Origin of the sequence: Arthrobacter sp. 9MFCol3.1, assembly GCF_000620385.1 — a bacterium.
GTDB lineage: Bacteria > Actinomycetota > Actinomycetes > Actinomycetales > Micrococcaceae > Arthrobacter.
Map to the genome: position 1 here is coordinate 302,227 of NZ_JIBJ01000005.1, position 21,219 is coordinate 323,445.

15 protein-coding genes are annotated in these 21,219 nt (G+C 69.5%); 11 read left to right on the top strand and 4 right to left on the bottom strand.

Annotated features, from left to right (window positions below):
* The first annotated feature begins 16 nt into the window (after positions 1-16).
* From C560_RS0106710 to C560_RS0106735, 6 genes are all read left to right on the top strand, one after another.
* A complete protein-coding gene (locus tag C560_RS0106710; protein WP_026537599.1) occupies positions 17-1,555 on the top strand; it encodes an NAD(P)H-hydrate epimerase in 1,539 nt (512 codons plus the stop codon).
* Positions 1,556-1,646: 91 nt separating this feature from the next.
* Positions 1,647-4,022 (top strand): glycogen debranching protein GlgX, encoded by a 2,376-nt coding sequence (gene glgX, locus C560_RS0106715; RefSeq protein ID WP_026537600.1) that lies wholly within the window; start codon positions 1,647-1,649, stop codon positions 4,020-4,022.
* Positions 4,019-6,343: a malto-oligosyltrehalose synthase gene (treY, locus tag C560_RS0106720; RefSeq protein ID WP_026537601.1), complete on the top strand. Its 2,325-nt coding sequence runs from the start codon at positions 4,019-4,021 to the stop codon at positions 6,341-6,343. The genes glgX and treY overlap by 4 nt, the downstream gene beginning before the upstream one ends.
* A gap of 50 nt (positions 6,344-6,393) precedes the next feature.
* A complete protein-coding gene (gene treZ, locus C560_RS0106725) occupies positions 6,394-8,181 on the top strand; it encodes a malto-oligosyltrehalose trehalohydrolase (RefSeq protein WP_026537602.1) in 1,788 nt (595 codons plus the stop codon).
* Between the two features lie 15 nt (positions 8,182-8,196).
* Positions 8,197-9,234 (top strand): L-glyceraldehyde 3-phosphate reductase, encoded by a 1,038-nt coding sequence (mgrA, locus tag C560_RS0106730; RefSeq protein ID WP_026537603.1) that lies wholly within the window; start codon positions 8,197-8,199, stop codon positions 9,232-9,234.
* A gap of 177 nt (positions 9,235-9,411) precedes the next feature.
* Positions 9,412-10,497: an inositol-3-phosphate synthase gene (locus tag C560_RS0106735; RefSeq protein WP_018773719.1), complete on the top strand. Its 1,086-nt coding sequence runs from the start codon at positions 9,412-9,414 to the stop codon at positions 10,495-10,497.
* Positions 10,498-10,673: 176 nt separating this feature from the next.
* On the opposite strand, the gene C560_RS0106740 is transcribed toward C560_RS0106735, so the two are convergent.
* The 3 genes from C560_RS0106740 to mshA form a co-directional block, all read right to left on the bottom strand.
* Positions 10,674-11,456, bottom strand: coding sequence for an endonuclease domain-containing protein (locus C560_RS0106740; protein ID WP_331280265.1), 783 nt, complete (start codon positions 11,454-11,456; stop codon positions 10,674-10,676).
* 385 nt (positions 11,457-11,841) lie between these two features.
* The gene (locus C560_RS0106745) at positions 11,842-13,548 is read right to left on the bottom strand and encodes a formate--tetrahydrofolate ligase (protein WP_026537605.1); all 1,707 of its coding nucleotides are present in this window, start codon (positions 13,546-13,548) and stop codon (positions 11,842-11,844) included.
* Positions 13,549-13,637: 89 nt separating this feature from the next.
* Positions 13,638-14,903 carry a D-inositol-3-phosphate glycosyltransferase gene (gene mshA / locus C560_RS0106750; protein WP_018773722.1) on the bottom strand — a complete coding sequence of 422 codons (1,266 nt, stop codon included), beginning with the start codon at positions 14,901-14,903 and terminating at the stop codon, positions 13,638-13,640.
* A 126-nt stretch (positions 14,904-15,029) separates the two neighbouring features.
* On the opposite strand from mshA, the gene C560_RS0106755 reads away from it, so the two are divergent.
* The gene (locus tag C560_RS0106755) at positions 15,030-15,557 is read left to right on the top strand and encodes a GNAT family N-acetyltransferase (protein WP_043422685.1); all 528 of its coding nucleotides are present in this window, start codon (positions 15,030-15,032) and stop codon (positions 15,555-15,557) included.
* Positions 15,558-15,619: 62 nt separating this feature from the next.
* On the opposite strand, the gene C560_RS0106760 is transcribed toward C560_RS0106755, so the two are convergent.
* A complete protein-coding gene (locus C560_RS0106760) occupies positions 15,620-17,083 on the bottom strand; it encodes a family 4 glycosyl hydrolase (protein ID WP_026537607.1) in 1,464 nt (487 codons plus the stop codon).
* A 104-nt stretch (positions 17,084-17,187) separates the two neighbouring features.
* Between C560_RS0106760 and C560_RS0106765 the strand changes: the two genes are divergently transcribed.
* The 4 genes from C560_RS0106765 to tsaB all read left to right on the top strand — a co-directional run bounded on the left by C560_RS0106765 (position 17,188) and on the right by tsaB (position 21,219).
* Complete coding sequence (locus tag C560_RS0106765) at positions 17,188-18,279, top strand: carbohydrate kinase family protein (RefSeq protein ID WP_026537608.1); 1,092 nt, start codon at positions 17,188-17,190, stop codon at positions 18,277-18,279.
* Positions 18,280-18,635: 356 nt separating this feature from the next.
* Positions 18,636-19,856 carry an alanine racemase gene (gene alr, locus C560_RS0106770; RefSeq protein ID WP_026537609.1) on the top strand — a complete coding sequence of 407 codons (1,221 nt, stop codon included), beginning with the start codon at positions 18,636-18,638 and terminating at the stop codon, positions 19,854-19,856.
* A complete protein-coding gene (gene tsaE / locus C560_RS0106775) occupies positions 19,853-20,548 on the top strand; it encodes a tRNA (adenosine(37)-N6)-threonylcarbamoyltransferase complex ATPase subunit type 1 TsaE (protein WP_026537610.1) in 696 nt (231 codons plus the stop codon). Before alr ends, tsaE begins: the two co-directional genes overlap by 4 nt.
* A complete protein-coding gene (gene tsaB / locus C560_RS0106780; protein ID WP_026537611.1) occupies positions 20,548-21,219 on the top strand; it encodes a tRNA (adenosine(37)-N6)-threonylcarbamoyltransferase complex dimerization subunit type 1 TsaB in 672 nt (223 codons plus the stop codon). The genes tsaE and tsaB overlap by 1 nt, the downstream gene beginning before the upstream one ends.

Genomic DNA, 21,219 nt, shown 5'->3' on the forward strand with positions numbered 1-21,219 from the left:
CGAATGGACTGAAACCATGATCAGCGCCTACACCGGAACCCAGGTGCGAGAGGCCGAAAAGCCATTTCTCGACGACAGCCTGGGCTCCGGTGCGGGCGCTGTTCTCATGCAGCGGGCCGCGTACGGGCTCGCCAACGCCGTGATCCGCGAACTGCGGAGCCGCGGGCAGCGGCTGTACGGCTCCAGCGTGGCCGTGCTGGCGGGCAAGGGCAACAACGGCGGAGACGGGCTCTTCGCCGCCGCGCTGCTGGCCCGCCGCGGCATGCGCACGACGGCGGTACTCACCGCCGGCGCCGCCCACGACGCCGGGCTGGCGGCGTTCCGGAAGGCCGGCGGCCATGCCGTGGCCCTGACCGGGGACAACGTGGCCGGACTCGCCGCGCTGGCCGGTGGCGCCGACGTCGTGATCGACGCAGTCCTCGGGACCGGGGCCCAGGGCGGGCTGCGGGGACCGGCCGCCGAGCTGGTCGCGGCCCTGGGGCGCTCCCGGCCGGGCTCCCGTTCCCCCTTGGTGGTGGCCTGCGACATCCCCAGCGGCGTCGACGCGGACACGGGGGAGTCGCACGCGCCGGTGCTGGCGGCCGACATGACGGTGACGTTCGGAGCCGCCAAGGCCGGCCTGTTGGCGGACCCGGGCGCGGACTTCGCGGGCATCATCCGGGTAGTCCCGATCGGAATTGAGCAGGCGCTGCCATGGCCGTCCCTGCGGCGGCTGGAGGCCGCAGACCTGTCCGCCCTCCTGCCACGCCCGCAGCGGCGGGCGCACAAGTACTCCAGGGGGGTGCTGGGGGTGGTCGCAGGCTCCGGCGCTTATCCGGGGGCCGCGGTGCTGGCCTGCCAGGGTGCCTTGGCTGCCGGCGCCGGAATGGTGCGTTACCTTGGGCCGCCGGACGTCGCCGACCTGGTCCGCCGGTCCTGTCCCGAGGTGGTGTGCAGCGCCGGCGCCGTGGCCGACACGCACGTTCAGGCCTGGCTCGTTGGCTCCGGACTCGATGACTCCGATGAGCAGCAGTTGCAGCGCGCACGTGACGCCGCAGACTCGGGCCTGCCGACGGTCGCCGACGCCGGCGCGTTACCGGCCCTGCCGGACGTTCTGGCTCCGCAAGTAATCCTGACACCCCACGCCGGTGAACTGTCGGCATTGCTTCAGCGCCTCGGGGCTCCAGTGGACCGTTCCGCGGTCGAGGCATCAACGCTCAGCGCCGTGCGGCGGGCTGCGGGCCTGACCGAAGCTACCGTGCTGCTCAAGGGTGCCACGACCCTTGTGGCCTCGCCCTTCCAGGACTTCTACAGCCAGGCCGAGGGCACGCCCTGGCTCGCCACGGCAGGCAGCGGTGACGTCCTGGCCGGAGTAATCGGTGCACTGGCGGCCCAGTTGGGCGCCGACGTCGGGCGCTTCGGCGAACATGACATCGATCCCGACGCCCGATGGGCGGCGATCGCGGCGATGGCAGCCAGTATCCATGGTCTCGCCGGGGTCCGGGCTTCCCACGGGGGCCCGGTGACCGCAACGGCCATTGCCCGTGCCGTTCCGGAGGTGATGCGGGAGCTGTAACAAACGGGGGCGCTCCGAGCGCCCGAACAATTACTAACCCTACTTACAAGTAGTCTGTCTAGAGAATATTCGTTCCGCACGAGGAGTACACATGGAAGTCTGGCCCGGATCGGCTTACCCGCTGGGAGCCACCTTTGACGGCACTGGCACCAACTTTGCCCTGTTCAGCGAGCGCGCCGAGCGGGTGGAACTGTGCCTCCTTGCTGACGACCTGACCGAGACCCGGATCGAACTGACCGAGGTGGACGGCTACGTATGGCACTGTTACCTGCCGCAGGTCCAGCCCGGACAGAAGTACGGTTACCGGGTCCACGGCCCGTACGAACCGGAGAACGGCAACCGCTTTAACCCCAACAAGCTGCTGATGGACCCCTACGCCAAGGCCGTCCAGGGCCAGATCGACTGGGACCCGGCGCTCTTCACCTACGAATTCGGCGACCCCGACTCGCGCAATGACAGCGACTCGGCGCCGCACACCATGCACGGCGTGGTCATCAACCCCTTCTTCGAGTGGGACGGCGACCGCCAGCTGCGGATCCCCTACCACCAGTCGGTCATCTACGAGGCACACGTCAAGGGCCTGACCGAGCTCCACCCGGAAATTCCCGAAGAGCAGCGCGGCACCTATGCCGGCGTGTCGCACCCGGCCGTGATTGAGCACCTGAAGAAGCTCGGCGTCACCGCGATCGAGCTCATGCCCGTCCACCAGTTCGTCAACGACGGCACGCTCGAGGAGAAGGGCCTCAACAACTACTGGGGCTACAACACGATCGGCTTCTTCGCGCCGCAAAACACCTACAGCTCCTCCGGCGACGTCGGACACCAGGTGCAGGAATTCAAGGCCATGGTTCGCGAGCTGCACAAGGCCGGCATCGAAGTGATCCTGGACGTGGTGTACAACCACACCGCTGAAGGCAACCACCTCGGCCCCACGCTGTCCTTCAAGGGCATCGACAACCAGGCCTACTACCGGTTGGTGGACGATGACCTGAAGCATTACATGGACTACACCGGCACCGGCAACTCCCTCAATGTCCGGCATCCGCACTCCCTCCAGCTGCTGATGGACTCCCTGCGCTACTGGGTGACCGAAATGCACGTCGACGGCTTCCGCTTCGACCTCGCCTCCACCCTGGCCCGCGAGTTCTACGACGTGGACAAGCTGTCCACCTTCTTCGAACTTATCCAGCAGGACCCGATCGTCTCCCAGGTCAAGCTGATCGCCGAGCCGTGGGACATCGGCCCGGGCGGCTACCAGGTGGGCAACTTCCCGCCCCAGTGGACCGAGTGGAACGGCAAATACCGCGACACGGTCCGCGACTTCTGGCGCGGCGAGCCCTCGACCCTGGGCGAATTCGCCTCCCGCCTGACCGGCTCCGCGGACCTCTACGAAAGCTCCGCCCGGCGCCCGGTGGCCTCGATCAACTTCGTCACGGCGCACGACGGCTTCACCATGCGCGACCTCGTGTCCTATAACGAGAAGCACAACGACGCCAACGGCGAGGGCAACAACGACGGCGAATCCCACAACCGCTCCTGGAACTGCGGCGAGGAAGGGGACACGGACAACGACCACGTCCTGACCCTCCGCGCCCGCCAGCAGCGCAACTTCATCGCCACCCTGCTGCTCTCGCAGGGCGTCCCGATGCTCCTGCACGGCGACGAGCTCGGCCGCACCCAGCAGGGCAACAACAACACCTACTGCCAGGACTCCGAGCTGAGCTGGATCCACTGGGACGCGATGGACCAGCCGCTGGTGGAGTTCACCGCCGTCGTCAACAAGATCCGGCACGACCACCCGACCTTCCGGCGCAGCCGCTTCTTCGACGGCCGCCCGGTGCGCCGCGGCGAGGGCGAGAAGCTGCCGGACATCGTCTGGCTGAAAACGGACGGCACCGAAATGCTCCCGGAGGACTGGGGCAGCGGCTTCGGCCGGACCATCGGTGTGTTCTACAACGGCCACGGCATCCAGGAACAGGACTCCCGCGGACGCCGGATCACCGATGACAGTTTCCTGCTCGGCTTCAACGCCCACGACGACGACGTGGACTTCGCCCTGCCGGCCGAGGAATACTCACGGTTCTGGGACGTGCTGGTGGACACCGCGGACCAGGCGGACACTGAGGCGCCACTGAAAGCCGGGTCCGTGCTGAAGCTGGCGGCAAAGTCGATGGTGGTACTCCGGGCCCACTCCGGCCCCGAGGTGGAAGTGGACTACTCCGCGGCCGCCTCCCTCGCCGCGATGGCCGAGCACGAGGATTCGGCGGGTGCCGATTCTGCGGTCCCGGCACCGGAAGCTCAGGCGGACCCCGCTCCGGAGGCTCCGGCCGAGTCGGCTCCGGCGGACCCGGCAGAGTCGGCTCCGGAGGCCCCGGCAACCGGCGCCTCCAAGGGCTCCGCGAAGGCCTCCGGTTCGAAGAAGACGGGGGCCGAGAAGCCGAAGACGCGGAAGGGCCGGGCTAAATGAGAACCCCCGTCTCGACGTACCGGCTGCAGATCCGGCCCGGGTTTACGCTGCAGGACGCCGCGCAGACCGTGCCGTACCTGAAGTCCCTGGGCGTGGATTGGATCTACCTCTCGCCGATCCTCACGGCGGAGCGTGGCTCGGACCACGGCTACGACGTCACCGATCCCTCCGCCATCGATCCGGACCGGGGCGGCGCGGACGGCCTGCTGGCGGCATCGGCAGCAGCGCAGGAGGCCGGCATGGGCGTGCTGGTCGACATCGTGCCCAACCACGTCGGCGTCGCGACCCCGGCCCAGAACCCGTGGTGGTGGTCCCTCCTGAAGGAGGGGCAGCAGTCCCGCTACGCGCAGGCGTTCGACGTCGACTGGGACTTCGGCGGCGGCCGGGTGCGGATCCCCGTGTTGGGGGACGACTCCGACGTCGACGCGCTGGAAATCAAGGACGGGGAACTGCGCTACTACGATCACCGCTTCCCGCTCGCCGAGGGCACGTACACCGAAGGTGACGATCCCCGCGAGGTCCACGACCGGCAGCATTACGAACTGATCGGCTGGCGCCGGGCCGACACAGACCTGAACTACCGCCGGTTCTTTGCCGTCAACAGCCTGGCCGGGATCCGGGTGGAGATCCCCGAGGTCTTCGATGAGGCCCACGCGGAGGTTGTGCGCTGGTTCCGGGAAGGTCTCGTCGACGGGCTGCGGATCGACCACCCGGACGGCCTCGCCGATCCGGAGGGATACCTGCACCGGCTGCGGGAGGCCACGGGCGGCACCTACCTGCTGATCGAGAAGATCCTGGAACCGGGCGAGGCCCTGCCGGCCGGCTTCGAGTGCGAGGGCACCACCGGCTACGACGCCCTCGCGGACGTGGACCGGGTGTTCGTCGACGCCGCCGGCCAGGGCCCGCTTGACGCGCTCGACGCCGAACTGCGCGGCGGCGCCGCCGACTACGAGGACATGATCCGCGGCACCAAACGGCGGATCACGGACGGAATCCTGCACTCGGAAATGCTCCGGCTGGCACGGCTGGTCCCTGCCGGGGCAGGACTGGGCCAGGAAGCCGCGGCGGACGCACTGTCCGAGATCATCGCCGCGTTCCCGGTCTACCGCAGCTATCTTCCGGAGGGTGCGGACGTCCTGAAAGAGGCATGCGAACTCGCGGTCCGCCGCCGCCCCGAACTCGAAGGCGCCGTCGGCGTGCTGCTGCCGCTGCTGCTCGACACTGGCTCTGCCCCCTACGCAGAGCTGGGCATACGCTTCCAGCAGACCTCCGGGATGGTCATGGCCAAGGGCGTGGAAGACACCGCATTCTTCCGCTACACCCGGCTGGGCACCCTGACCGAAGTCGGCGCCGACCCCACCGAGTTCGCCGTGACGCCGGAGGAATTCCACACCCGGATGACCCGGCGCCAGGCCGAATTGCCGTTGTCCATGACCACGCTCAGCACCCACGACACGAAGCGCAGCGAGGACACCCGCGCCCGGATCTCGGTCCTTGCCGAGCTCGCACCGGAATGGCAGGCATCCCTGCAGCGGCTGCAGAAGCTGGCGCCGCTGCCGGACGGGCCGCTGGCCAACCTGCTGTGGCAGGCCATCGCGGGCGTCTGGCCCGCAGACCGCGACCGGCTGCAGTCCTACGCGCAAAAAGCCGCCCGGGAGGCCGGGAACTCGACCAACTGGATCGATCCGGACGAGGCCTTCGAGGCGGAACTTTCAGCCGCCGTCGACGCCGCCTTCGACACCCCGGAGGTGACCGCCGAGCTGGAGTCCCTCGTGGCCCTGCTGGAGCCGTACGGGGCCGCCAACTCCCTCGGCGCCAAGCTCGTGCAGCTCACCATGCCCGGGGTGCCGGACGTCTACCAGGGCACTGAGTTCTGGGACCGTTCGCTGACCGATCCAGACAACCGGCGGCCGTTCGACTTCGGCGCCCGCCGGCGCGCCCTCGCCGCGCTCGACGCCGGTGAGCGTCCGGCGTCGTTCCTGGACGAGGCGGCGAAACTCCTCGTCACCTCGCGGGCCCTGCGGCTGCGGCGGGACCGGCCGGAGCTGTTCACGGGGTACACCCCGGTCACAGCCACGGGCGCCGCTGCTGCGCACCTGCTCGCCTTCGACCGCGGGACTCCCGCAGCCCCAGGCGCGCTGACGCTCGCCACCCGGCTGCCCCGCGGCCTGGAGCAGCGCGGCGGATGGCAGGACACGACCATCGAGCTCGCCGCGGCCATGGCCGATGAACTGACCGGGTCCACGCACGGTCCGGGCACCGTGGCCGTGGGGGAGATCCTGCGGGACTACCCCGTGGCCCTCCTGGTGCCCACCGCCTAAGCAGAACCTGTAGCACGAAGAAGTACCGACATGGGGAACGGAAGAATGCCATGACCTTGCCTGCACACGGAAGCGACCGCTTCGATCTCTGGGCACCGGAAGCGCAGGCGGTCACGCTCCTCGCTGACGGCCGGAAGTACGACATGACCCGCCGCGGCGCGGAGGCGCCCGGCTGGTGGACCGCCGCCGGGGCGCCCGCCGCCGGGGACGTGGACTACGGCTACCTGGTGGACGGGGATCCCACCCCGCTGCCGGACCCGCGCTCCCGCCGCCAGCCCGCGGGCGTGCACGCGCTCTCCCGCACGTTCGACGCCGGACGCCACCAGTGGGCCGACGGCCAGTGGGCGGGCCGGGAGCTCAAGGGCGCTGTCATTTACGAACTCCATGTGGGCACCTTCACGCCGGAGGGAACACTGGACGCCGCGGCAGGGAAGCTGGCGTACCTGGCGGAGCTGGGCATCGACTTCGTGGAGCTGCTGCCGGTCAACGGGTTCAACGGCACCCACAACTGGGGCTACGACGGTGTCCTCTGGTACGCCGTGCACGAAGGCTACGGCGGACCCGCCGCGTACCAGCGCTTCGTGGACGCCGCCCACGCCGCCGGCCTCGGCGTCATCCAGGACGTGGTCTACAACCACCTCGGCCCCAGCGGGAACTATCTTCCCCGGTTCGGGCCCTACCTGAAATCGGGGGAGGGCAACACCTGGGGCGACTCGGTCAACCTGGACGGCCCGGAGTCGGACGAGGTGCGCCGCTACATCCTGGACAACGCCGCGATGTGGCTGCGGGACTACCATGTGGACGGCCTGCGGCTGGACGCCGTGCACGCCTTCAAGGACGAGCGCGCCGTGCACCTGCTGGAGGACTTCGGCGCCCTCGCCGACGAAATAGCCGCCGAGACCGGACGCCCGGCCACGATGATCGCGGAATCGGACCTGAACAACCCGCGCCTGCTCTACCCGCGGGACACCAACGGGTACGGGCTGGCCGGGCAGTGGAGCGATGACTTCCACCACGCCGTCCACGTCAACGTCAGTGGCGAAACCACCGGCTACTACGCCGACTTCGACTCGCTCGGGGCGCTGGCCAAGGTCCTGGAGCGCGGCTTCTTCCACGACGGCAGCTACTCCAGCTTCCGCGCCCGCCACCACGGCCGGCCCATCGACCCGGCCCAGGTCCACCCGGCCGCGCTGGTGGTGTGCAGCCAGAACCACGACCAGATCGGCAACCGGGCCACCGGGGACAGGCTGTCCCAGACCCTGGGCTACGGGCCGCTCGCGCTCGCCGCCGTCGCCACCCTGACCTCGCCGTTCACGCCCATGCTGTTCATGGGCGAGGAATACGGGGCCACCACCCCGTGGCAGTTCTTCACCTCCCACCCGGAACCGGAGCTGGGCAAGGCGACGGCCGAGGGCCGGATCAGGGAGTTCGAGCGCATGGGCTGGGACCCCGCCGTCGTCCCCGATCCGCAGGATCCGGAGACTTTCACCCGGTCCAAGCTGAACTGGGCGGAGGCTTCCGGAGGCGACCACGCCCGCCTCCTGGAGCTGTACCGGGCACTCATCGCGCTCCGCCGCGCCACGCCGGACCTGACGGAACCAGGGTTCGAGGACACCGCCGTCGACATCAGCGAGGACGAGGGCTGGCTGCTGCTGCGCCGCGGCAGCACCGAGGTGGCGATGAACTTTTCCGCCGAGGCGCGACGGGTCCCGGTCCGCGGCGCGGCCCTGGCCCTGGCAACCGACGACGGCGTCCGGCTGGACCCGGCTTCCGGCGGCGCGGCGTCGGCGACACCGCTGCATCTACCCGGCCACAGCGCCGCGATACTCACCCACTAAGGCAGGATCTGACGTATGACATATTTGGCAGCTGACACCCGCTACGACTCCATGCCCTACCGCCGCGTGGGGCGCAGCGGCCTGAAACTCCCGGCCATCTCACTGGGCCTGTGGCACAACTTCGGCGACGACAAGCCGTTCGAGGTCCAGCGCGCCATCCTGCGCCGCGCCTTCGACCTCGGCGTCACCCACTTCGACCTCGCCAACAACTACGGGCCGCCCTACGGCAGCGCCGAGACCAACTTTGGCCGCCACTTCAAGGACGACTTCAAGCCGTACCGCGACGAGCTGATCATCTCCAGCAAGGCCGGCTACGACATGTGGCCCGGCCCGTACGGCAACTTTGGCTCCCGCAAGTACCTGCTGGCCAGCCTGGACCAGTCGCTGGGCCGGATGGGCCTGGACTACGTGGACATCTTCTACAGCCACCGCCCGGACCCCGAGACGCCCATGGAAGAGACCATGGGGGCCCTGGACCAGGCCGTCCGCTCCGGCAAGGCGCTCTACGCCGGCATCTCCTCCTACACCCCGGAACAGACTCTCGAGGCGGCCCGGATCCTGAAGGAACTCGGCACGCCGCTGCTGATCCACCAGCCCAGCTACTCCATGCTCAACCGCTGGACCGAGAACGGCAGCCCCAACCTCTTCGAGGCGCTGGAGCAGGTGGGCGCCGGGTCGATCGCGTTCTCGCCGCTGGCGCAGGGCATGCTGACCGACCGCTACCTGGCGGGCATTCCGGCCGACTCCCGCGCCGCCCAGGACAAGTCCCTGGACCAAGGCATGATCACCGAGGACAAGCTGGACCGGATACGCGGGCTCAACCGGATCGCCGAAAGCCGCGGGCAGTCCCTCGCGCAGATGGCCATCGCCTGGATCCTGCGCGAGCAGGGCAAGGGCACCTCGGTCACGTCGGCGCTGGTCGGCGCGTCCAGCGTCCGGCAGCTCGAGGACACCCTGTCTGCGATCAACAACCTGGGTTTCACCGCCGATGAGGTCGACGCGATCGATGAATTCGCCGTCGAATCCGACATCAACCTGTGGGCGCAGAAGTAGAAGGCACCCGCAGTTACGCAAGCGCCGGGGCCGCCGGGGAACAACCGCGGCCCCGGTGGCGTTGACTAGACTACTAAGGGCGCCTTACGGCGCCGTGTCCGCCTGCCGCCCGCACAACTGATGCAGTACACCAGAGTGCGGCCGCGCCGGTCACCCTTGTTTCTCAAAAGGAGTTCCGTGTCTTCACATCCGATTCGTGTTGCAATCGTCGGCGTAGGTAACTGCGCCGCTTCGCTGGTCCAGGGCGTCCAGTACTACAAAGACGCCGACCCCAAGGCCACGATCCCGGGCCTGATGCACGTGGAGTTCGGCCAGTACCACGTCGGCGACGTCCAGTTCGTTGCCGCCTTCGACGTCGACGGCAAGAAGGTGGGGCAGGACCTGTCCGACGCCATCCTGGCCAGCGAAAACAACACCATCAAGATCGCCGACGTCCCGCCGACCGGTGTCACCGTCCAGCGCGGCCACACCCTGGACGGCCTGGGCAAGTACTACCTCGAGACCATCGAGCAGTCCCCGGAGGAGCCGGTCGACGTCGTCCAGGCCCTCAAGGACGCCCAGGTTGACGTCATGGTCTGCTACCTGCCGGTCGGTTCCCAGCAGGCCGCCGAGTTCTACGCCCAGTGCGCGATCGATGCCGGCGTGGCGTTCGTCAACGCCCTGCCGGTGTTCCTGGCCGGCACCAAGGAGTGGGCGGACAAGTTCACCGCCGCGGGCGTGCCGATCGTGGGCGATGACATCAAGAGCCAGATCGGTGCCACCATCACGCACCGCGTCATGGCCAAACTGTTCGAGGACCGCGGCGTCACCCTGGACCGCACCTACCAGCTGAACGTCGGCGGCAACATGGACTTCAAGAACATGCTTGAGCGCGACCGCCTGGAGTCCAAGAAGATCTCCAAGACCCAGGCCGTCACCTCCAACGTCGAGGCCGAGCTCGCCGCCAAGGACGTCCACATCGGCCCGTCCGACTACGTCCAGTGGCTCGATGACCGCAAGTGGGCCTTCGTCCGCCTCGAGGGCCGCAACTTCGGCGACGCCCCGGTGTCCCTGGAATACAAGCTCGAAGTCTGGGACTCGCCCAACTCCGCCGGCGTGATCATCGACGCCATCCGTGCCGCCAAGATCGGCCTGGACCGCGGCATCGGCGGCCCGCTGGTCTCGGCGTCGAGCTACTTCATGAAGTCCCCGCCGGAGCAGTTCAACGACGACCTCGCCCGTGAAAAGGTCGAGGCCTTCATCCGCGGCGACCTGGAGCGCTAACCCGCCCCGCTGTCCCCGGACGCGCCCTCACGTTTGGCGTGTTCCAACCCGACGCTCCCTCACCAATGGTGGGGGAGCGTCGGGTTTTCGGATTGGGCCCCGGGACGCTCCCTCACTTTTGGTCGATACCGCCCCGATCCTCCCTCACGTTTTGCAGACATCGGGGGCTCGCTGCCTCAGATTGCGCTGGAAAAGCCAGCTGCGGCCGGCGGACTGAGGTATGACGTGCGGAGGATTCGCTTCATCTTGGCGACGGCGCCGGAGAAGCCGTCGGCGAGGTCATCTTTTGTCAGGACGAGCACCGTCCATCCCGCTGCCTCGAAGGCCTTGTCACGGCGGCGGTCGCTCAAGATCTGTGCGGTGAGCAGATGGTGCCCGCCGTCGTACTGAACCGCCAGCCGCCGACGGCGATACCCCAAGTCCGCCGTCGGCGCGGCAGGACCGTCCGATCGCAGCCGGAGCTGCAGTTCCGGTTCCGGGAGCCCGGCGTCGCACATCGCTAGGCGCAGCAACGTCTCCGGCGCTGAATCCGAGCCCACGCGCATCAAGTCGAGTGCGGCACGCGCGCGGACGATTCCCTGCAGGTTCGGGTGCCGGCCCACCATCCAACGCAGCTCATCGATGGTCGCAAAGGGATCACTACGCCCTTCCAACCCCAGCCGGGGAATCCGCACCAGCTCGTCACCCATGCAGACCAACTCCGGCAGGCTCAACCGCCGGGCGAGGTCGAGCCACGTGCGGGAGCGCGTGCTGATCCGGATCCCGTCCACTGTTTCGACCTCGCCCTCCAACGCAAGAACCGTGTGACCGAGGATGCCTTTGCGCCGGACCTCCGGGAGCGCCCGCGGCTTGCTCAGGTGTAGCTCCTCCGAGTCCGAGAGCCATGGAGGCAATATCTGGCATCGGAGCCTGGCGGCGGTGACGTGGGAGATCCAGGCGCCGGGCGACGCTGCGGCCAATGCACGCGCCGCCGTCTCCAGCTCGAAGTTCCAATCCGCGGGCCGGTAAAGACCTCGACTGACGTGAATTACGTCGGAGCTCCGGAGTCTGGTTCTCGGCACTCCCAAGGACCGTGCATCAGCGATAGTAAAGGGACCTGCGGTGAGCGGACCGGGAAGCTTCGTTAGTTTCTCCATGCTGGAATTTTGAAACTATTTGGAAAGCCGCGCAGAAGTTATCCACAGATGTCCCTGGCCTGCCGGCGGCGGGCGCGAGCGCCGCGCCGGAGGTGAGGGAGCGTCGGTTGGCGCCGCGCCGGAGGTGAGGGAGCGTCGGTTGGCGCCGCGCCGGAGGTGAGGGAGCGTCGGTTGGCGGCGCGCCGGACCTGCGGGAGCGTCGGGGGCTTTAGAAGAGGCCGACGGGGTTGCCGGCGTCGTCGACGTCCATCCGCATCGCCGCCGGCACCTTGGGCAGGCCCGGCATGGTCATCACGGCGCCGGTGAGGGCCACGATGAAGCCCGCGCCGGTCTTGGGGATGAGGTCCCGGACGTGGATGGTGAAACCCTTGGGCGCGCCGAGCCGGGTGGCGTCGTCGGTGAAGGAGTACTGGGTCTTCGCCATGCATACCGGCATCCCGGACCAGCCGTTCTTCTCGATCTCGGCCAGCCGTTTGAGCGCCGGCACGGAGAAGTCTACGCCGTCGGCGCCGTAGACCTCCTGCACGATGGTCCGGATCTTGTCCTCCACGGACATCTCCAGTGGGTACAGGTGCCGGAAGCCGTGCGGGGCATCGATCGCGGCGGCCACCTTCGCCGCGAGCTCGTCCCCGCCGTCGCCACCACCGCCGCGGCCCCAGACATCCGCCACCGCGGCCTGAACCCCCTCCGCGGCGCACCACTGAAGCAGCCAGTCCAGTTCCTCGGCGGTGTCCGTGGCGAATTTGTTGACCGCCACGACCGGGATGATGCCGAACTTCTCGACGTTGCGGATATGGCGCCGCAGATTGGCGACGCCGGCGGCCAGCGCCTCCACGTTGGGCTCCTTGAGCATGTCTTTCGGCACGCCGCCGTGCATCTTCAGCGCCCGGACGGTGGCCACGAGGACGACGGCGGACGGGGCGACGTCGGCCATCCGCGCCTTGATGTCCATGTACTTTTCGGCCCCGAGGTCCGCGCCGAATCCTGCCTCGGTGACGACGATGTCCGCCAGGCTGCGGGCCGTCTGCGTGGCGATGAGGGAGTTGCAGCCGTGGGCGATGTTGGCGAAGGGCCCGCCGTGCACCAGCGCCGGGGTGCCGGCGATGGTCTGCACGAGGTTGGGCTTGATCGCGTCCTTGAGCAGCATGGTCAGGGCGCCCTGGACGCCGAGCTCGGCCACGGTGACGGGCCGGCGGTCGTAGGTGTAGCCGAACGTGATCCGGCCCAGCCGGTCGCGCAAATCGTTCAGGTCCGTGGCGAGGCAGAACACGGCCATGATCTCCGAGGCCACGGTGATGTCGAAGCCGTCCTGCCGCGGCGTGCCCTGGGCCGGACCGCCGAGGCCGATCACGACCTCCCGGAGGGACCGGTCGTTCATGTCCAGGACGCGTTTGAACGTCATCCGGCGCGGATCGATGTTCAGCTCGTTGCCCTGGAAGATGTGGTTGTCCACGAGGGCCATGAGGGCATTGTTCGCCGAGGTGATGGCGTGGAAATCGCCGGTGAAGTGCAGGTTGATCTGGTCCATCGGCAGCACCTGGGAGTAGCCGCCGCCGGTCGCGCCGCCCTTCATGCCCAGGATGGGGCCGAGCGAGGGTTCGCGCAGCGCGATCATTACGCTGTGACCGGCCCGGGCCAGGGAATCCGCGAGCCCCACCGTCGTGGTGGACTTGCCTTCGCCGGCGGGGGTGGGCGACATCGCGGAGACCAGCACCACTTTGCCGGGCGCGCGGGCGCCCGCCGGAACGGTCAGCTTCGCCGGATCGATCTTGGCCTTGTAGGGTCCGTAGAGTTCCAGCGCGTCCGGGTTGATGCCGGCGGCCGCCGCAATCTCCCCGATCGGCTTCATGACTGCCCGCTGGGCAATTTCCAGGTCGCTGGGGACGGTGTTCCCGGCAGTGGTGGTCTCAGACATCGTTGTCCTTCGGCTCGTGGCGTCGGCGGGTTAGTCCCGGTCCGGTGTTGCCGGGCGGGGTTGGAGCGGGTCGAGGGGATGGATCCGGTTCAGGGTGTGTGGCCCACCGGGATGGTCAGGCTTCCAAAATACTGGCTCACGGCCGTGTGGTAGCTCTCCAGCGTAATCGCGGCGGTGCGCTGCCAGCCGAAATCCTGGGCATGGATCGCGGCGGCGCGCCCCATGTCGGTACGCGTTTGGGCATCGTCGAAGAGCGACTCGAGGGCGTCCGCCCAGTCGCTGGCCTTGTGGCCCTCGATCAGCATCCCGGTCCGCCCGTCCTGGACGGCGCGGGAGAGGCCGCCGACTTTCGTGGCGAGGACCGGCGTCCCGCAGGCCTGCGCCTCCAGCGCCACCAAGCCAAAGGACTCGCTGTAGGAGGGCATCACCACGACGTCGGCGGACCGGTACCAGCCGGCCAGCTCCGGGGCGTTCACCGGCGGGTGGTGGGTGGCGACGTCGTCCATTCCGGCGGCGCTGATCAGCGTCTTGAGGTTGAAGTCCTTGGCGCCGCTGACGGCCCCCAGAATGGTCAGCTGCAGGTCGATGTCCGGGCGCCGGGAGCGCAGGAGCGCGGCCGCCTTGATCAGGATCTGCGGGCCCTTGAGCCGCTGGATCCGACCCGCGAACAGCAGATGGAACTTGCCCGGGGCGATGCCGTGCTGGGCCCTGGCCCGGTTCCGGAAGGCCGGGGTGAAGACGGCCAGGTCCACGCCGGGCGGCGCGACGTCGATGCGGTCGATGTCGGCGTTGTAGTGCGAGACCAGCTCGGCCGCTTCGGTGCCGGTGTTGGCGATCAGCCGGGTGGCGCCGTCGACAATCCGGTGCTCGCCGTCCTCACGACGCCGCGGCTCGGGCTGTTCGCCGGACTCGAGGAGCTGGTTCTTGACCTTCGCCATCGTGTGCATGGTGTGGACGAGGGGCAGCCCCCACAGCTCCGCGAGCTCCAGCCCGGCCACCCCGGAAACCCAGTAGTGGGAATGGACGACGTCATAGCGGCCGTGCGGCTGGAGCTGGCGGATCCGGTTGATCTCGGCGACCATGCTGTGCAGCAGCCCCGGGAGCTCCTCCTTGGGTAGCTTCCGCGGCGGCCCGGCCAGGACGTTGTGCACGCACACGCCAGGGGACGGATGTTCGACGGCGGGCTGAGTGGCCGAGGTGGACCGGGTGAAGATCTCCACTTCCACCCCGGTCTCGGCGAGGGCTGCGGCCAGCGCCCGGACGTAAACGTTCATGCCGCCGGCGTCACCGGAGCCGGGCTGCTCCATGGGCGAGGTGTGCAGGGAAAGGAAGGCGACGCGGCGGATCAGCGACACGGTTCCCCTTTCCTCTGCCCATTTTTCTCTGCCAAATGCATGTCGATAAAACATTACTCCTGAAGTGCCGGCCGGTTCACGGTCCGTTCGGTTCGCAGACCGGGGCGTGCTGCTAACGTGGCCGCTGTGAACACAACGACAGGACCAGAGCCCGCAGCCGGCTGGATCATCCGCGAGGCCCGCCCGGAGGACTGGCCGGGCATCTGGACGATCCTGGAACCCGTCATCCGTTCGGGGGAGACCTTCACCTGGGACCGGGACACAGGAGAGGCCGAGGCCCGCGGGCGCTGGTTCAAGCAGGCGCCGGGCCAGACGTTCGTCGCGGTTGCCTCCGACACGGGTGCGGTTCTTGGCACCGGCGAACTGCACCCCAACCAAGGCGGCGGCGGCAGCCACGTCGCCAACGCGGGCTACATGGTTCACCCGGCGCAGGCCGGCCGCGGACTGGCCCGGGCCCTGTGCGCCTATTCGCTCGACGCCGCCCGCGACGCCGGCTTCCGGGCCATGCAGTTCAACGCCGTCGTGGAAAGCAACGTCCGGGCCGTGGCCGCGTGGAAATCCATGGGCTTTGAGGTGCTCGCGACCATTCCCGAGGCGTTCAACCACCCTGAACTGGGCTACGTGGGCCTTCACGTGATGTACCGAAAGCTGTAGGGCTGCCGGCCCCGGTGCCGCGGGACGCTCGTGTCGGCAGGACGCTGCTGCCGGCAGGGCCGTTAGGGCCCGCCGTGCCAGAGACGGCCCAGCTCCGGGAACGCCGCTTCATAGCCGGCCAACAGTTTGCCGGCGAGGACATCCGAATCCACGAGCGGATGCCTGGCGAACGCGGCGAGGGCCGCCTCCCGCCGGCCGGTCGTCGCCGCCTCCACCACGAGCCGTTCGACGTCCTTGACGCGCCGCAGCAGCTCCAGTTGCGCCGGTCCCGGACGGTCCTGCGGGACCGGCTCGGCGCCGTCGGGCGTCACCCGGCACGGAACTTCGACGACGGCGTCGGCCGGCAGCCCCGGGACAGCCGGGACAGCCGGGACAGCCGGCACCGCCTGCTCCGCCTGCGTTCCGGACCCGGCGGTGGACCTGGCGCCGGGCGCTTCCGGGACCGCGGACCCGGCAGTGGTGACGGTGTTGCGCGTATTCAGGATCAGGTCCGCCGCGCCGCCGCCGGAGAGGGCGCGCATGGCCGCCAGCGCCACCCGCTCGTAGCCGCCGCCGGCGAGGTCGGTCTCGTCGCGGCGTTCGCCCGAGACGCGGGCCTCCGCGAGGTAGCCCTCCTCGCGGGACCGGCGGGCGGCCTCCCACAGCGCAAAGGCCTCCGGCCCGGCGGCACCCAGCCCGGGATACAGTTCGGCCTGCTGCCGGGCGATGGATTCCCCCCGGGTCTGCCCTGCGGCACGCATGCCGGCCACCGCCCGAACGGTGTCGTAGTAGTAGAACAGGTATTCATTCGGCAGGCAGCCAAGGCCGGCCAGCAACCCGGGCGGGAACAGCCGGCCTTCCTCGAATTCCGACAGCGCCGCAGGGTTCGCGAGCAGTGCCGGGAGGGCGTCCCGGCCCCCGGCCCCCAGCCGGTACAGCCAGCCGAGATGGTTCAGGCCGTAGTAGCCCACGCCGTCGAGCGTGCCCTCCGGCAGCGCGACGCCGGCGGCCCGCGCCGCGCGGTGCACCAGGCCGCTGGCGGAGTCGCAAATCCCGATCACCCTGGGACCGAGCACCGGGAGCAGGGCCTCCGTGACCATGCCGGCGGGGTTGGTGAAGTTCAGCAGCCACGCCCCGGGGCAGCGGCTCCGCATTTGCTCCGCGAGCCGCAGCATCGGCGGAATGGAGCGCAGCGCATAGGAGATCCCGCCGGCGCCGGTGGTTTCCTGGCCCAGGAGTCCGAGGTCCAGGGCGATCCGTTCGTCGGCAATCCGCCCGGCGGTGCCGCCGGGCCGGATGGCGGCGAAGACCACGTCGGCGCCGTCGAGGGCCTCGGGGAGCGAGGAAACGGCACGGATCTGCGGGCCGGAACCCGGCAGGCCCTGCCGGGCGAGGGAGGTCAGGACCGCCTCGATGGCCGCCAGCCTGGCGGGGTCGACGTCGTAGAGCACCAGCTCCCGCACCAGCCCCGCGAAAGGCCCGGCAGAGAGCGCCCGGTAGACCAGGGGGACGCGGAAGCCGCCCCCGCCGGCGATCGTGAGCCGCATGCGGACAGTCTATTCCCCGCCGCATTTTCCGCCGGCCGGGGCGTCGGAAGGGGCGCCGTTTCCCCTGGTTTCCCTCGACGGCGGTACAGCGTAGTGTGCCGTATATGGACGCGACACCGGCGCGGCGATTTGATCCGCTCTCTGCCGTCCGCAGCCCGGCCGCGGACGGGTTCGACCTGCTCCTGACCGGGACGGTGTTCCAGGACATCATCTTCACCGGGCTGCCCCACGCGCCGCAGCCCGGGACGGAAATCTGGAGCGACGGGATGGGCAGCTGCCCCGGGGGCGTCGCCAACCAGGCCATCGCCGCGTCCCGGCTGGGACTGCGGACCGGTCTAGCCGCCGTGTTCGGCGATGACGGCTACGGTGACTACAACTGGAAGATCCTCTCCGCCCAGGAACACGTGGACCTGTCCCTGTCCCGGCGTGTTCCGGGCTGGCATTCTCCGGTCACGGTGTCCTTGAGCGTGGAAAAGGACCGCTCCATGGTGACGCACGGGCACCCGGCGCCGGTGACCTCCACCGAGCTGGTCGGATGCCCGCCGCCGGCGCTCGCAGCCGTTGCGGAGCTGGGGGAGGAACTCGAACCGTGGGCTGTCGACGCGCACAAGAACGGCGTCCAGCTGTTCGGCGACGTCGGCTGGGATCCCACCGGCGCATGGTCCTCGACCCGGCTGGACAACCTGAAGTATTTCCACGCCTTCATGCCGAACCAGCACGAGGCCATGAACTTCACGGGCCGCGACGACCCCTGGTCCGCCCTGTACTCGCTCGCGGACCGCGTTCCGGTGGCGGTTGTCACCCTCGGGGCCCAGGGATCCATGGCCGTGGATTCGGAATCGGGGGAGGAGGAGTGGGTCCCGTCCCTGCCGGTCCGGGCCTACGACCCCACCGGCGCCGGTGACTGCTTCGGTGCGGCCTTCATTGTCGGCTCCCTGGCCGGCTGGCCGCTGGGAGACCGGCTTCGCTTCGCCAATCTGTGCGCCGCCCTGGCCGTCCAGGAGGTGGGAGGCTCGCTGGCCGCGCCCGGCTGGGGCGACATTGCCGACTGGTGGCAGCGGGCCAACGCCCGGAAGGAACGGCAAAGCAGCCAATGGCTTCGCCGCTACCGCTTCCTGGAGGAGATCGTGCGCGATGTCCCGCCCGAGGCGCAGCGGCGCGCGACGGCGACGATCGCCCACCTGTCCGACGCGTAGCCGGGCGCGGCAGCCGGGGCTTTCGTGGCTGGCACCAGTGGGCATGTCCCGTGGTGGGTGCCGGCCGGGTTTAGGCCACCAGTGGACATGTCCTCCGTTGGGGCCAGGGTTTGGGCATGGACCCGTTGTGCGCGGCCTTGGGTGTGAAGATTGGGCATGTCCCGTGGTGGGTGCCGGCCGGGTTCGGGCCACCAGTGGACATGTCCTCCGTTGGGGCCAGGGCTTGGGCATGGACCTGTTCTGCGCGGCCTTGGATGTGAAGATTGGGCATGTCCCGCGGGGAGGAATGGGCATGTCCCGCGGTGGGCGGCCCGGCCGATTATTCGGCCCGCAGCGCCCGCGCCTAGAATCGTTAGGTGACTTACCAAGCAGCAACAGGCGATCTCCTGCCCGGTTCGGCGGCAGCGCCGGCCCATGCTGAGGAGCGCTCAGCCGTAATCGACCTCGACGCCATCCGGCACAACGTCCGCCGCATCGCAGCCGTGGCCTCACCCGCGCAGGTCATGGCCGTGGTCAAGGCCGACGCCTACGGCCACGGCGCCGTCCAGGTGGCCCGTGCCGCCCTCGGCGCGGGGGCCAGCTGGCTGGGCGTCGCCCACATCTCCGAGGCCCTCACCCTGCGCGCCGCCGGGATCGAGGCGCCGCTGCTGGCCTGGCTGCACACCCCGGACAGCAACTTCGCCGCCGCGGTGGCCGCCGGAATCGACATCGGCTGCTCGGGCTGGGAACTGGACCGGATAGTGGCCGCGGCCCGCGAGCAGGAACGGCCCGCCCGCGTGCACCTGAAGGTCGATACCGGGCTCGGCCGCAACGGCGCCACCCTCGACGCTTGGGACAGCCTGGTCGGCGAGGCCATGGAACACCAGGACCAGGGCCTGCTCCGGGTCGTAGGGATCTTCTCCCACCTGGCGGTTGCCGACGAACCCGAACGGCCCGAAACCGACGAGCAGCTCGCCGCGTTCCGCCAGGTCCTCGCCGTCGCCCAGGACGCCGGCGTGGACCCCGAGGTCCGCCACCTCGCCAACACCCCGGCCACCCTCTCCCGGCCGGACACCCACTTTGACCTGGTCCGCGTGGGGCTGGGCCTGTATGGGCTGTCCCCCTTTGAAGGGCAGAGCCCGGCCGAGCTCGGGCTGCGCCCGGCCATGACGGTCCGCACGGTGGTCTCGCACTGCAAGGACGTGCCCGCCGGGCAGGGCGTTTCCTACGGGCTGAACTACCGCACGGACGGTGTCAGCACCCTCGGGCTCATCCCGCTGGGCTACGCCGACGGCGTCCCGCGCATCGCCACCGGTGGCCCCGTCCGGGTCGAGGGCACGAACTATCCGGTGGTGGGGCGCATCGCGATGGACCAGATGGTGATCGACCTCGGACCCCGCCACGTGGCGGCCGGAGGCCCGAGCATCCTCGGCGCCGAGGCGGTGCTGTTCGGTGACGGCGCCGACGGCGGACCCACGGCAGATGACTGGGCCAGGGCCGCCGGTACCAATAACTACGAGATCGTCACCAGGATCAGCCCGCGCGTGCCGCGCCGCTACCTGAACGAAGAGCCCTCCACCGGCGAAGAGCGGCCGTGAGCGGGCCCGCGTGGGAACGGAGCCTTGAGGTCCACACGGCGGCGCAGACGCATGCGCTCGCCGCGGCTCTCGGCGCCGTGCTGGAAACCGGAGATCTGCTGGTCCTGACCGGCGAACTGGGTGCCGGCAAGACCACGTTCACGCAGGGGCTGGGGGAGGGACTGGGAGTGCGGGCCGGCATCATTTCGCCGACCTTTGTCCTGGTGCGCATCCATCCCAACCTGCCCGAAGGACCTCGGCCGGGCGGACCGGACCTGGTGCATGTGGACGCCTACCGGCTGGAGTCGGCCGCTGAAATCGACGACATCGATCTGGAAAACACCATGGACAGCGCCGTGACGGTGGTCGAGTGGGGCCGCGGCCGGGTTGAGCACCTCAGCGACAGCCGGCTGGAGGTGGAACTCCACCGCACCCGCGGAGGTGCCGCCGCGCCCGCCGAAATGCCCGCCGCCGCGCCCGCCGCCGGTCCCGTTCTGGACTTCGACACGGACGACGACGACGAGCTGCGGACCGTCGTGATCCGCGGCTTCGGCCCGCGTTGGGCCGAAGCGCCGGCGCTGCCCGGCACCGCGCCGCTGCCGGAGACCACGCCCGGCACCGCGGCGCTGCCCGCGACCACGCCCGGCGCCGAGCTGCCCGCGACCACGCCCGGCGCCGAGCCCCTGCCCCAGACCCCGGAACGGAATCCCTGATGCTGATCCTCGCCATCGACACCTCAGCTGTCGCCAGCGCCGCCCTGGTCTCCGATGACGCACCGGAATCCGTGCTGGCCAGCTTCGCCACCGAGGACACGCGCACCCATGCGGAGGTCCTGGCCCCGGGAATCGACGGGCTCCTGGCCGAGGCCGGCGTCAGCGGGCGCGACGTCGACGCTATTGTCACCGGCGTCGGCCCCGGACCGTTCACGGGACTGCGCTCCGGGATCGTCACGGCCCGCACCCTCGCCTTCGTCTGGGGCAAGCCGCTGTACGGCGTCATGAGCCTGGACGCGATCGCCCTGGAAGTAGCCGAATCCACCGACTCGGCCGCGGAGTTCATTGTCGCCACCGATGCGCGCCGCAAGGAGGTGTACTGGGCCCGGTACACCCTCTCCGATGCCCAGCTGCCGCACCTGGAGGACGGCCCGCACGTGGGATTCGCCGCGGATCTGCCGGATCTGCCCGTCTACGGTGCCGGGGCAGGAATCTACTCCGACGTCGTCAAGGCGGTCGCCGAATTCAGCACCAGCCAGCCGGAGGCCCTCTCACTCGGCCAGTTCGCACTTGCCCGGCTCTCCGCGGGGGAACAGCTCCTGGACTCCACCCCCCTGTACCTGCGCGAATCCGACGCCCAGGTGCCCGGACCCCGGAAGCGTGCCCTGTGA